At 43.0% G+C, this 11,960-nt stretch carries 15 protein-coding genes; 10 read left to right on the top strand and 5 right to left on the bottom strand.

What is annotated here, in order from left to right; translation table 11 throughout:
• The first annotated feature begins 11 nt into the window (after window positions 1-11).
• The 10 genes from NF543_RS12750 to NF543_RS12795 all read left to right on the top strand — a co-directional run bounded on the left by NF543_RS12750 (window position 12) and on the right by NF543_RS12795 (window position 7,738).
• On the top strand, window positions 12-1,331 hold the full coding sequence (locus NF543_RS12750; RefSeq protein ID WP_257668517.1) for an HlyD family secretion protein: 1,320 nt from the start codon (window positions 12-14) through the stop codon (window positions 1,329-1,331).
• Between the two features lie 121 nt (window positions 1,332-1,452).
• A complete protein-coding gene (locus tag NF543_RS12755; RefSeq protein WP_257668518.1) occupies window positions 1,453-1,656 on the top strand; it encodes a hypothetical protein in 204 nt (67 codons plus the stop codon).
• 86 nt (window positions 1,657-1,742) lie between these two features.
• A complete protein-coding gene (glf, locus tag NF543_RS12760; protein ID WP_257668519.1) occupies window positions 1,743-2,918 on the top strand; it encodes a UDP-galactopyranose mutase in 1,176 nt (391 codons plus the stop codon).
• A complete protein-coding gene (locus NF543_RS12765; RefSeq protein WP_257668520.1) occupies window positions 2,887-3,624 on the top strand; it encodes a glycosyltransferase family 2 protein in 738 nt (245 codons plus the stop codon). The genes glf and NF543_RS12765 overlap by 32 nt, the downstream gene beginning before the upstream one ends.
• A gap of 63 nt (window positions 3,625-3,687) precedes the next feature.
• Window positions 3,688-4,422: a glycosyltransferase gene (locus NF543_RS12770; RefSeq protein WP_257668521.1), complete on the top strand. Its 735-nt coding sequence runs from the start codon at window positions 3,688-3,690 to the stop codon at window positions 4,420-4,422.
• Between the two features lie 11 nt (window positions 4,423-4,433).
• On the top strand, window positions 4,434-5,018 hold the full coding sequence (locus tag NF543_RS12775) for a hypothetical protein (protein ID WP_257957485.1): 585 nt from the start codon (window positions 4,434-4,436) through the stop codon (window positions 5,016-5,018).
• 135 nt (window positions 5,019-5,153) lie between these two features.
• Window positions 5,154-5,279: a hypothetical protein gene (locus NF543_RS12780; RefSeq protein ID WP_257668523.1), complete on the top strand. Its 126-nt coding sequence runs from the start codon at window positions 5,154-5,156 to the stop codon at window positions 5,277-5,279.
• Between the two features lie 10 nt (window positions 5,280-5,289).
• Window positions 5,290-5,796: a hypothetical protein gene (locus NF543_RS12785; protein WP_257668524.1), complete on the top strand. Its 507-nt coding sequence runs from the start codon at window positions 5,290-5,292 to the stop codon at window positions 5,794-5,796.
• Window positions 5,797-5,901: 105 nt separating this feature from the next.
• Entirely contained in the window at window positions 5,902-6,993 is a 1,092-nt protein-coding gene (locus tag NF543_RS12790; protein ID WP_257668525.1) for a sensor histidine kinase, read from the top strand.
• Window positions 6,974-7,738, top strand: a complete 765-nt coding sequence (locus tag NF543_RS12795; RefSeq protein ID WP_257668526.1) for a LytR/AlgR family response regulator transcription factor — start codon at window positions 6,974-6,976, stop codon at window positions 7,736-7,738. The genes NF543_RS12790 and NF543_RS12795 overlap by 20 nt, the downstream gene beginning before the upstream one ends.
• A 29-nt stretch (window positions 7,739-7,767) precedes the next feature.
• Here NF543_RS12795 and NF543_RS12800 read toward each other — a convergent pair whose 3' ends face one another.
• The 5 genes from NF543_RS12800 to NF543_RS12820 form a co-directional block, all read right to left on the bottom strand.
• Window positions 7,768-8,742 (bottom strand): NAD-dependent epimerase/dehydratase family protein, encoded by a 975-nt coding sequence (locus NF543_RS12800; RefSeq protein WP_257668527.1) that lies wholly within the window; start codon window positions 8,740-8,742, stop codon window positions 7,768-7,770.
• A complete protein-coding gene (locus NF543_RS12805) occupies window positions 8,739-9,551 on the bottom strand; it encodes an SDR family NAD(P)-dependent oxidoreductase (protein WP_257668528.1) in 813 nt (270 codons plus the stop codon). Before NF543_RS12805 ends, NF543_RS12800 begins: the two co-directional genes overlap by 4 nt.
• Window positions 9,552-9,680: 129 nt before the next feature.
• Window positions 9,681-9,953: a DUF1572 family protein gene (locus NF543_RS12810; protein WP_257668529.1), complete on the bottom strand. Its 273-nt coding sequence runs from the start codon at window positions 9,951-9,953 to the stop codon at window positions 9,681-9,683.
• Window positions 9,954-10,065: 112 nt separating this feature from the next.
• Complete coding sequence (locus NF543_RS12815; RefSeq protein WP_257668530.1) at window positions 10,066-10,659, bottom strand: putative glycolipid-binding domain-containing protein; 594 nt, start codon at window positions 10,657-10,659, stop codon at window positions 10,066-10,068.
• A 130-nt stretch (window positions 10,660-10,789) separates the two neighbouring features.
• A complete protein-coding gene (locus NF543_RS12820; RefSeq protein ID WP_257668531.1) occupies window positions 10,790-11,857 on the bottom strand; it encodes an AOC03_06830 family ribosome hibernation factor in 1,068 nt (355 codons plus the stop codon).
• Window positions 11,858-11,960: the final 103 nt, after the last annotated feature.

The raw sequence follows: 11,960 nt of genomic DNA on the forward strand, positions 1-11,960 counted from the left end.
TGATGTCCGACATGGAAAAAGGCGATATGGAGATAAGTTTGGAAATGAAAAGTGAGGAGGTGCAGGAAGTGATGGGACAAACACCGTCATGGATTGTTCGTTGGGGGATAATCTTGTTCTCATTTATAGTGATGATGCTATTGATGGGGAGTTATCTCTTTAAATATCCAGATACTGTCCAATCGCAGATAGTAATAACTCCTGATGATCCTCCAGCCAATGTTATAGCACGTTCTACAGGAAAACTTGATGAAATTTTCGTCATCAATAACCAGCTTATTGAAGAAGGGGAGCCATTGGCCGTCATTCAAAACCCTGCAACTACAAGTGACATGCTCCGGCTTGCAACAGTATTAAAGGAAATGGAGTCTTCAGCTACGGATCCAACTGGCGCTTACAATTTAGTAACAGGAGAATCCTATGGATTAGGGGTTATACAACCTGCTTTTAATGCGTTCGTAAAAGCCATAAATGATTATAAAAATTTTGACCAACTCAATTATTATAAACGAAAAATTACCTACCAAAGGCAACAGCTGGTTTTACAAGAGGAGGCATATTCAGAAATGCTAAATCAAATTCCATTAACCGGAGAGAGCTACAAAACATCAAAGGCTATCTTTGAGAGAGATTCCATTTTGCATTTAAAACGGGTAATTTCCGACAATGAATTTGATTTGTCGAAACAAGTCTACATTCAAGAAGGGCGCACACACTCTAATTTTCATTCGTCGCTAAAGCAACAAGAACTCCAGATTTCTAAAAGTAGTGAGAATCTGCTTGATTTGGAGCGAGAAGCCTTTGATAGAGAAAGCACCTATTTGATTGCGTTCCAAACGGCATTAAATGAACTGAATGCCCAGATTCGTAGTTGGGAACAGAATTTTTTATTGTCGAGCCCCGTAAAGGGCAAAGTGTACCTAATGGGCCCCTGGAGCAAAAACCAAAATGTTACTAGCGGGGAGACAATATTTAGTATTGCCCCTGCTGAGAACAACACGGTCAGGGGTAAGGCCCTGCTTCCTGCCCAAGGTGCAGGAAAGGTGAAAATAGGTCAGTTAGCAAACATACGTGTCGATAACTTTCCGGATCAAGAGTTTGGATACCTGAAGGGAAAAGTCATATCCATCTCAAATTCCGCAACTGCTGAGGGATTCTATGTTTTAGAACTGACGTTAATCAACGGAATGAAAACCAATTATGGGAAACTGCTTCCGTTGGATGGCGAACAAGTTGGTGTAGCGGATATCATAACCGAAAACATACGGTTATTGGAACGTATCTTTCTGCCTTTGAAAAAAATATTAAAAGAGCAAGATGAGAGCCTTTGATGATAATAAGATTTCAGTTGACCCGTGGCTATTGCACAAAATGGAGCACAGTTTAGGGGGTAAACTGTTAGGCTTAGAAAAAATGGCAACAGGGATGACTAATAGAAACTATCGATGTGTGATGAACGACATTGTATTCAACTATGGACTTAAATATCCGAAGGAAAATTTCTTTCCGCTTCAAGACACCTTATTGGGGGTGTCGCGCTATATATGCCTGCAAATCCGGCTGTGTGTCTTGACGATATTTTCGAAACCTGGCGAAAGGAAATCATTGTTTATCCTTATTCGCACAGATACGGAAAGTTTCATTTCCCCATACTAAGAGTAGATATTGAGACGGACCGTTAGGGAAAGCTGACGTAATTTCAGCATACATGTCTTAAGCACTGTTTACGCACAGCAGTTATTATGCAAGAAAATAAAATGGAAAAGCGGCGAGTATATGACTATTTAATAGTTGGGGCAGGTTTATTTGGGTGTGTATTTGCACACGAACTTCATCAGGCGGGATTCAAATGCCTAGTGATTGATAAGAGGGGTCATTTGGGAGGTAATACTTACTGTCGGGACGAAGGGGGGATTAAGGTGCATGAATTTGGTGCTCATGTATTCCACACAAGTAGTGAGCGTATCTGGGCATATGTAAATTCATTCGTACCTTTCAATCGGTATACAAATTGTCCTTTGGCGCGTTACAAGAATAAGGTGTTTAGTTTACCTTTTAACATGAACACATTCAACCAGTTGTGGGGAGTAACGACACCGGAAAAAGCACGACTGAAAATCAGGGAACAAGTCCGTGAATATTCTACTAAATTTCCAAAGAACTTGGAGGAATACGCTTTATCCGTTGTTGGCAGCGATATATATCATCGGTTTATTAAAGGTTACACTGAAAAGCAATGGGGAAGGGAGGCACGCGAGTTACCCGCTTTCCTGATTAAACGGATACCATTGCGGTTCACTTATGATAACAATTATTTTGACGATCGTTATCAAGGAATTCCCATCGGAGGTTACAATAAACTTACAGATGCACTCCTTAAAGGTGTGGATACGAAGGTCAACGTAGATTACCTTAAAGACAAGGTTGCATTGGATTTATTGGCTTGTAAAGTTGTCTATACCGGGCCCTTAGATGCCTTCTTTGGCTACGAAATTGGCCGATTGGAGTATCGAAGTCTAGCCTTTGAGCATGAAAATTTGGATTGCTACGACTATCAGGGAAACGCCGTAGTGAATTTCACAGAATTCGAAATCCCGTATACTCGGATTATAGAGCATAAGCATTTTGAATTTGGCAAACAACCGTACACTGTTGTTTCTCGCGAATACCCAAGGGCATTCACAAGAGGGTCAGAACCATTCTACCCCATAAATGACGCCCGGAACAACCAGTTAGCCGATGCATATAGGGTTATGATGAATCGCATTCCCAATTTAATATTTGGAGGCAGGCTCGCGGAATACAAGTATTATGATATGGATCAGGTTATAGCTTCAGCGTTAACTAAAGTAAAACAAGAAATCATCTCTCAAAATGGATTTGAAAGTGAACAAAATAATGGTATTGGTGCCATTTAGAAATGTGGGAGAATATCTCATTGATTGCGTGAATTCACTACTTGATCAGGAATATTCCTCGTATGAAGTATTTCTTCTTGATGACCAGTCGACTGACGGAACTCTGGATTTGATTGTGGAGGAATTCAATCACATTCATAAAATTAGGAATCATAGGAGAATGGGGCCTATGGAAAACATCTATAGGGCGCTCTTAGATATACCCATCGACGACGAAGATATCGTTCTACTTTTGGATGGGGATGACTATATATTCGGGGAATACGCATTCCAGTTGGTGAATGAGAGGTATCAGGGTAATAACTTACTTACCTATGGGCAGTATATAACGAACTATGGAACGATTGGACACTGCTCCGCTTATACAGAGGAGGAGTTCCGGGATGTAAGAAGTGCTTCCTGGAAAGGATCCCACCTCAAAACGTTTAAATATAAGTTATTTAAAGCACTTCAAGAACAGGATACGGAAGGAAAGCATTTTAAACTAGGCGATGGATCATTTTTCATGGCTTCAAGTGATATGGGCATAATGATACCATTAATGGAAGTCGCTGGTTTTGAAAACATAAATTTCATACCCAATGTCGTCTATTGTTATAGACAGCACCAGAATAATGACCATATGTCAGTTTCGGGAAGAAGTTTGCAAATTGAAGCGGAGCGGTGCATCAGGAATAGAAAGACCGATTTAATAGGAATGTTTTAGCGAAAAAAGGGAAGCTGAATTGTTGGGGTATCTTGATAGTTGGATATGATAAATTCCTTAAAAATGGTTTCAAATAAAATAATACAAGGCCTTTGGATAGGCGAAAAGTTAACTCCATTATGTTTGCTTTGCATGAAATCTTATCTTTTTCATGGTCATGAATTCCATCTTTACGCCTATAATCAATTCGATTTGCCGGAAGGTGCTATTCTAAAAGATGCCAATGAAATATTAAGCAAAGAGAAAATTTTCAAAGATAAATACGGCTCCTACGCTATTTTTTCCGATTGGTTTCGGTTTGAGTTGCTGTATAAATATGGCGGGTGGTGGTCAGATATGGACTCGATCTGCTTAAAACCCTTTGATTCGGACGACGACTATGTTTTTGCGACAGAGTTGTCCGGGATAAATAATTGTGTGATTCAAATTGGCAATATCAAAGTACCTGTAGGTTCAAAAGTTATAAAAGATTGTCTTGAAATTATATATAAAAAAGGACCGTTAGCAGTAACGAACTGGTTTGAAATAGGAGCACAGCTATTGTCAATAAAAATAAGTGAAAATAAATTGGAGGAGTATGTGTGCGACCCCAATGTATTTACGCCAATTTCCGTGTCCACTTCGGAAATTCTATTTCAAAATGCTTACATTGAGTTTTCGGATTTGACTTATGCAGTCCATTTTTACAACAATAAATTAAGGAGTGCTGGTGTGGATTTGGAAGAAAAGTTCCATCCCCATTCCCTGTACGAACGATTGAAGGCTAAGTATCTAACTAACCCGAACTCGTTATATTAAAAACCACCATCTTGAAAACCAACATCTTATTGTTCATAACGCTGCTATGCAGCCACATGGCTCTGGCCCAAAAGCATATGCAGGCGACCGACCGGATGGTAACGGCTTATAACACAGTGGTAAAAATGAAGACTGGCAGGATAAAGGGTGTACTGCAACAGGTGACGGACAGCAATATCGTGGTTAAAAATCTGTTCAATGGATACGATTACATACCCGTGGAGCAGGTGGAAACCATACACATCAAGTTCAACACGAAAACCCATACGTACAAACTCCAGAGCTATGCATTCGATGAAGAAAGACTCTTCAGGAACCAGCACGGATTCATCGATCTGGATGAACCGCTCAACCAACATTACCTCGAACGGACGGTGGGCGAAAACCTAGCCATCGACGCAGCTGGGATCATCGGCACGAGAGGCCTTAATGGCATGAAACGGCTGTTTACCCAGGATATCGCACGCTATCGCATCAGGTATGACAGGAACACCTACCTTAAGCTTTTCGATGAATTGAAGTTTTTCGCAGTTGACTACCAGTTGTCGCCCGAATTTGAAGCGGATTTATTAAAGATTTTCAAGGATACGCCGTAAGACAAACCATATTTTAAATTTATATGTAGTAAGCACTACTTCCCTGGATTTTTTTGCTCAATATATTGTGGTTCATAGTATGCTTACCGTTTGATCCAAATCTTTGTTTTCGCTACGACAGAAGCCCGTATTATCATGGCTAACGATTCGCTTTCCCGATTCAACAATTCACCCAACTTTATTGACGATTCGCCCAATCTTGTTTGGCTGGGCGATAGGAATGGTGGTATTTTAGCCTTCAGGGGATTAAAAGACGTATAAAACTGGAATTATGCTGAAAGGAACCATTGCTGAAAACGATGCCGATATATGGGTGTCAGGGAATATGGATGACATGGAGGGTCTCAGGCGTTCCTTGGAAAAGATATCGAAATTCCTTCATGAAAGTGGCTTTGCTAATCAAGCTTCATTTGGGGTAATAGCTGACATGGAAGAACAATTAAACCAATGGTTTCGCCGCGTTCATGGAAAACCATCGACACGCTGCACCGTCAAAGTAGATCTTTTTGAATTATTGGCACTCTACGGGCTGATGAGTTCCTTATTTGATTACCTTGTAACAGACGAGATCGACGAGATAAACAAGCTATTGCTGGTACTGATCCTGAAAAATGTTTCAAACCAATTGCCGCTAGGTGATCGGACTACTATACAGCAATTCATTTGCAAACGCTTCGAATTTCCGGACTTGAGGCATTTCATGATGAATTCCGGTTACCTGCCGGATGCTAAATTGGGTGCAAGGCCAAAAAATAGCATAACCACCGTAGCTTGGTAAGCTTTCCCGCCTAGGCTATTGAATTTTGTTGGTATATAGGTACATTTGTCAGATAGGCCCACCGGCTGCCCGATATACCAAGGCATAGGTGCTACAGGGAAAACAATGAATTTTCAACGTTCAGGAAACATCTTTGAAAGCCGGATATTCCGATTTTTATTCCGTATAACTGTATTGTTCCTATTCAGCGTGTTGTTCAAATCCTTTGACCTTACGTTTGTGGAAGGCTTCGGTACACAGCCCGTCCGCTCTGCGGTGTTCAGCACGGTATTCGTTGCCTATGGATACCTGGTTTGGATAGGGGCGATTGGTTTGACAGGGTTGATAGAGCGCCATACAAAAGGGCAGTTCGCCACGGTACGGCTGTGGAAACTCGTTGGCTCACTTTTTCTCTATGGCCTATTGGCTGCATTCTTCTTTGGATTTACCTATGCGGGGAGCGATATCATCTTGTTTGGCCGTTACGAGGCTTGGGATAGCTTCAAGAGGTTGAGTTATGAACTAAATATTGGTATATTTCTATTTTACCTGCTTATCCTGGCCTTCAACGGTATCATCTTCTATTACCGGCAATGGAATGAATACCAAATAAAGACTGAGCGCTTGATGCGGGAAAATATCCAAGCCCGGTATGAGACACTGATGAACCAGATAGAGCCCCATTTCTTCTTCAATTCATTGAGTGTGTTGACGAACCTTGTTTACAAAAACCCTGATCTGTCTGCTACCTACATCACGCGCTTGGCCCAATGCTACCGGTATATTCTGGACAAGAAGATGGAAAATCTCATCACCATTGCCTCCGAGCTCGATTTTTTGAAATCCTATAGTTTCCTTATCCAGGTCAGGCATCAAAACAGCATCATCTTTGACTTGGATATACCAGAAGAAATCCAGCAAAAACGTATGGTGCCGCCGGCCTCTCTACAGATGCTTATCGAGAATGCCATTAAACACAACTGCTTTTCTGTGGCCAAACCACTCCATATCCGCATCCGTTTTGAGGAGGGCTTCCTGATAGTATCCAATAATCTGGATAAACGTGCCTCCGTGCCCGACTCTACGGGTACCGGACTGGATAACATCCGTAAAAGGTATGAACTCAATGGGAGCGCTGGCATAACGGTGCTGCAAGAAGCCGGGCAATTTATGGTGAAACTTCCAACATTCTTGAAACATGGACATCCTCATTTTTGAAGACGAGAAGGATAACGCCGAAAGGCTGATACACCTATTGGGCAAATGCCCCATCAAACTGACATCGGTACAGACGTTGGGATCCGTAGCTGATGGCATCGAATGGTTTGGGAAGCATGGTGATGGGGCGGATTTGGTTTTTATGGATATCAAACTCGCTGACGGAGATTGTTTTGAGCTATTTGATCAGGTGGAGAGCCGCATCCCAATCATTTTTATTACGGCTTATGATAGTTTTGCGCTGAAGGCTTTTAAATTGTTCAGTGTGGATTACCTCATGAAACCCATTGATTTGCTCGAACTGCAAGATGCCTTAAAGAAATTCGAACAATTCCAGAATCCAGCACGGCAACATCATCAACTTGAGCGTGTGATGGAAGCTTACTTCATGCGCAAGGATGTGCGTTTCGTTGGTAAACTGAATAACCAGTTGGTTTATGTGCATGCGCGAGACATCGCATATATCCAAATTGCGCATGGAATCGTATGGGCCACAAGCCATACCGGTAATCGGACACCATTTGACTACACGCTTGACCAGACGGAACAACTGCTCGATAAGGCTTCATTCTTCAGGATAAACCGAAAGGCAATTATTCACATTGATGCGATAGCCAAAATAACTACTTATGCAAATAGTAGGCTCGAAATCAAACTGGCACCGGATGATGGAGACACACATATCGTAAGCCGGGAACGTGTAAATGATTTTAAGGATTGGCTGGCAGGTCGCAGAAGAAATTGACGAAACAGCAGCGCAGTTGGATATGTTTTCTACAGCATCTTATGCTCCTTGAACCATTGAATGGCACTGCTGATGCCCTTGTCAATAGGCTGGAATGTGATGCCCAGCTCTTTTTGTGCTTTATCGTTGGAATAGTAATTTTTGACACACAATATTTTCATATTGGTGGATGACAAGGCGGTCTTGAATCCCATTGTCCTGATGAGATCGCCGATATAGCCCATGGTCACTAAAAGTGGTTTAGGCAAGGCGATGAGAACGGGGGTTCCATTGGTTTGCGCAGCTAGTTTCCGGAAAAATTGCCGATAACTCAGGTTTTCGCCCGCCAATAGGTAAGCTTCACCGTTTTTACCATTCATAAGGGCATTCACCACCCCATTGGCGGCATCGGCCACATGTATGAAATTTTTGCCTCCCGGGGGATGGAAGATGATTTTTTTACGGTAGCCCATAAAGATGATGGTACCGGAGCTGGGTTTGCCATCGTAAGGGCCTATCATGAATGTGGGATTAACTACGGTGACCTCGATTTGATGCTTAATGGCTAGCATCCTGTTTTGTCCTTCTTGTTTGCTTTTTGCGTACCACGCGCTTTTGAAGGGAGCTTTTGCGGGCATGGTTTCATTACCCAACGCCTGTATCGAGCCATAGCCAAATGTATTGGCGGTGCTCACGTAAACGATCTTTTTAACCCCGCGTTTTAAGGCAGCCCGGATGATGTTCTCGGTACCCACCACATTGATACGGTGGTAGTCATCATAGCGCAATAGGTTTTGGTCGGTAGTGGCGGCGCAATGAATGATATAATCACAATTTTCAATAGCCAGTTCCAAAGCATTGTGATCCGTGATGTCACCAAGTACCAATTCGAGGTTTTCATGAAGGGGCAATAGGAATTTTTTGGTATCCCGTAGAAGACCTTTTACCCGATAGCCACGAGCCAGCAGGTTGATGATGGTATTCGTGGCCAATAAACCATTTGCGCCAGTGACCAGTACGTTCATGTGCGTTCGATTTCTTTTTTAATGGCCCGGGTCAGCAATGGAAGCCGGATATATACAGGCAGGAATTTCATGACCATCCAAGTCAGCTTGTTCACCCAATTGAGCATGATGAGGGTATCACGCTTGAAGAGCTGCCTGAGCGCAATTTCAGCTACCCGTTCAGGAGGGAGCAAGCCCATCTTGGCGAAGAAACCTTGTTTCAGCAACCGTTCGGAGGAATCCCCGTTGGTCATCATCGGCCCGGGGTTGACTACGCTGAAAAACACATTGGTATCCGCAAACTCTTGATAAAGTCCGCGTGTAAGGTTGTGTATAAATGCTTTTGATGCAGGATAGACAGTTTTGTAGCCGATGGGGCTGTATGCGGCCACACTTCCCACATTGAGTACATATGCCTTTTCGCGTTGCATCAGATTGGGCAACAGTTGGTGCGTAAGTAAAGCGGTGGCCTTGATGTTAAGTTGGATGATGCGGTCGAGGTAATCCACAGAGGCTTCCTGGAAACGCAGTGTACCTCCGCATCCGGCATTATTGATGAGTATGTATAACTCAAAATGCTGGTTTACCCAAGTAGCTAATGCCGCAATGTTCTCCTTTTGCGTAAGATCCGTCTCGTAGATATGTGCTTCTTGACCCAGTTCTTCCACCTTCGTCGCCACAAAACCCAATCCCTCGCCGGGTAAGCTGACCAAAATGGTGCTGACTTGTCTTTTGGCCAGCTCCAAGGCGAAGGCTTTGCCTAACCCTTGGCTAGCCCCGGTAATCAAGGCATAGGTTCTCTTTTTATTGGAAGGAACGGTGTGCGTCATAATGCGTGTAGCTTCATGCAAAGATGCGATTGTTCTATAAAAAAACCATGAAGATTAATTCCAATGTTGCGTTAATTTTTGTTAAAGACGCCCAATTAGTCCTTCGAATAAGCACTGCCATCCGTCATGCTATTTAGCCAGCATTTCCGTCCGGTCGTTGATGTCGTTGTCAAACTCTGCATCCCGTTCACGCCAGGGTTTTTCCCCATCGGTGGTTAGGAAATCCGTCCAACGTGATCGCATATTGCCCCATAGGTGCTTCACAATGGTGGTAATGCTATTCGACATGGCGTTGTATTGCGAAGAAAGGGCTTCATCCGGCAATTGATCAAACGTACGTTCACCCAACAGCTTGTAGTATTCGAATTGTTTTTTGACACTGCTTAGATATTCCGTAATCATGGCATGAAACGTTAATGGTTAGCACAAACTTAGATAAAGTTGCCTCGATATGCAAACCATAATCGCGCTGTTGACGCAATAGCCTACGCTTAGCGATTTCAGTATATGCCTTTTACCTTTCAGCGGCATCCATTGGATAAATCCTGCGCCAAATACCGGGATAATTGATGACGATCCCATCTTCATCCGTTTCGACCACGGACATAAATTCACTTTCCAGATTTTCATACTTATATGATGCTTGTCCAACACGGGTATAACGTTGCCCGACGGATCGACACGTCTGTTTCAGGACATCGATATATACCACATTGGTTTCTTCTGAAGCACCTTCATCCAGTTGCGATCGATTGATGGTCAGTGTATTGGTGAATGGGGTCATCGATATATCTACATCGATACAACCAGCTAAATCAAGGGGTTTATTTCCATTTCCATCACTCCATCCTCCGTGTTGGTCTTTCTGGAAAGCCAGCGAAAAACTGGTTTCAGCGTCCACTGTTATCGCGACGCTTTGAGTTGTCCAATCGTCCGTTGCATGAAGCTTGTAATGAATGTTCATCGCCATGCCCTGAACCTCCCCGATGATGATGCCGTTGATGGTATGGCCGCTGCCGGTATGTTCAATGGAAACATGCTCCATGGTGTTGTAATATAGCCCCTGCCATACGTATTTCTTTTCTTCGCTTTTGGTTATTAAATGCATACTCATGGTTTAATTGTGATCCATAAATTTATCATTTCATTGTCCACAACAAGACAAAACTAATTGGCATGACTGACAACCTTATGGCAGGCAGTGTTTAACATAAGCGAATAATACCGGAGATTCGCGGTCAATACCTTGTGACTAGTGCAAGATTTTGAAATTCATCCAATTCGTTGCCTTCCATGAACACAACATCGCCTCCAAACTGGACGTGGTTTTCAATGATTTCGTCAATGATATCATCCACCACGCCTTTTTGATTTTTATCCACTTGGTCTACCAGCACAATTTCATTGTCTGCCAATAATGCGGGTTGATAGAATCCCCGTTTTACAAAAAGTGTTTTTCCGCGGCCTTGTAATACTGCATCCCAAATTTCTCGGTAATCCGACACAAATTTGCCATTGTTTACAGCTTGGTGCAGTTCGGCTATCCGTGCTGCCGTATGTTTTTTTATCAGCTCTTGCACGACTGCCCAAGCATCTGGTATGATGTGATGGGCCTTCTCGTCATCACGGTTGCGATTGATGTGGCCGATGATTAAGTCTTTTTTATCAGCTATTTTGAGGTAATGGTCTGCGTTGCGGGTTTCGGTAGCAAGGAGCACCGGTAGAGGATGATGCTTGATGGTTTCGAGCAAGGCCTTATCCACTTGGTTAAAAAATTCTTCGATGAGGTTATCTTGTCCCTTTACAGTAGTGAGTTTTGCGCGATCTGTGGTGTATATTGTATTTTTCAGCGGGAATTCACCGGCATCTTCGGCTACGACACGGCCGCTATACGCTTCGATGAGTCGCGCCTGTTGCCGACTGACAACCAGTACATAATAAGCGGCTTCACTATGCAATGCTCGTACGATATCGCGTGTGGCAAATGTTTCGTCGATGACTACCCGGTCGGTTACCGAAATCGGAAGGCGCACGTATTCTGCAAATGTTTGGTTTGCAAAGATGGCCAAGCTATCCAAATTATGATTGTAGTCGATGCTTTCGACTACCTTGTTGAGATTCTCCATGATGGGCCATACAAACCGCTTGTCGTAATCCCTATATAGTCTTTCCTCGGCGTCCTTCAATAAGTTTTTCAGTGTCAATGGGTCTCTGACGTTGTCGGGCTTTGTGCGGTGTGTGTTTAGGAGGATGGTTACGCAACCTTCCGTATAAATATCTTTAATTTCTTTCAATAGTGCATTCATGCTGATGTCAATTTAATACATTATTAATTGTGCTGAGTCTAAATGGATAGGTCGTGGAGGCCCTCCCTGACGCGATGCGCCTAGTTACAAATATAAAATAAAA

Origin of the sequence: Parapedobacter tibetensis (assembly GCF_024704835.1) — a bacterium.
In the GTDB taxonomy this organism is placed as follows: domain Bacteria; phylum Bacteroidota; class Bacteroidia; order Sphingobacteriales; family Sphingobacteriaceae; genus Parapedobacter; species Parapedobacter tibetensis.

What these genes read in the sequence shown, in the direction of transcription:
- NF543_RS12750 (WP_257668517.1), top strand. Translation starts at nt 12, where the DNA reads ATGGAAAAAGGCGATATGGAGATAAGTTTGGAAATGAAAAGTGAGGAG.
- NF543_RS12755 (WP_257668518.1), top strand. Translation starts at nt 1,453, where the DNA reads ATGAACGACATTGTATTCAACTATGGACTTAAATATCCGAAGGAAAAT.
- glf (WP_257668519.1), top strand. Translation starts at nt 1,743, where the DNA reads ATGCAAGAAAATAAAATGGAAAAGCGGCGAGTATATGACTATTTAATA.
- NF543_RS12770 (WP_257668521.1), top strand. Translation starts at nt 3,688, where the DNA reads ATGGTTTCAAATAAAATAATACAAGGCCTTTGGATAGGCGAAAAGTTA.
- NF543_RS12780 (WP_257668523.1), top strand. Translation starts at nt 5,154, where the DNA reads ATGGCTAACGATTCGCTTTCCCGATTCAACAATTCACCCAACTTTATT.
- NF543_RS12785 (WP_257668524.1), top strand. Translation starts at nt 5,290, where the DNA reads ATGCTGAAAGGAACCATTGCTGAAAACGATGCCGATATATGGGTGTCA.
- NF543_RS12790 (WP_257668525.1), top strand. Translation starts at nt 5,902, where the DNA reads ATGAATTTTCAACGTTCAGGAAACATCTTTGAAAGCCGGATATTCCGA.
- NF543_RS12795 (WP_257668526.1), top strand. Translation starts at nt 6,974, where the DNA reads ATGGACATCCTCATTTTTGAAGACGAGAAGGATAACGCCGAAAGGCTG.
- NF543_RS12800 (WP_257668527.1), bottom strand. Translation starts at nt 8,742, where the DNA reads ATGAACGTACTGGTCACTGGCGCAAATGGTTTATTGGCCACGAATACC.
- NF543_RS12805 (WP_257668528.1), bottom strand. Translation starts at nt 9,551, where the DNA reads ATGACGCACACCGTTCCTTCCAATAAAAAGAGAACCTATGCCTTGATT.
- NF543_RS12810 (WP_257668529.1), bottom strand. Translation starts at nt 9,953, where the DNA reads ATGATTACGGAATATCTAAGCAGTGTCAAAAAACAATTCGAATACTAC.
- NF543_RS12815 (WP_257668530.1), bottom strand. Translation starts at nt 10,659, where the DNA reads ATGCATTTAATAACCAAAAGCGAAGAAAAGAAATACGTATGGCAGGGG.
- NF543_RS12820 (WP_257668531.1), bottom strand. Translation starts at nt 11,857, where the DNA reads ATGAATGCACTATTGAAAGAAATTAAAGATATTTATACGGAAGGTTGC.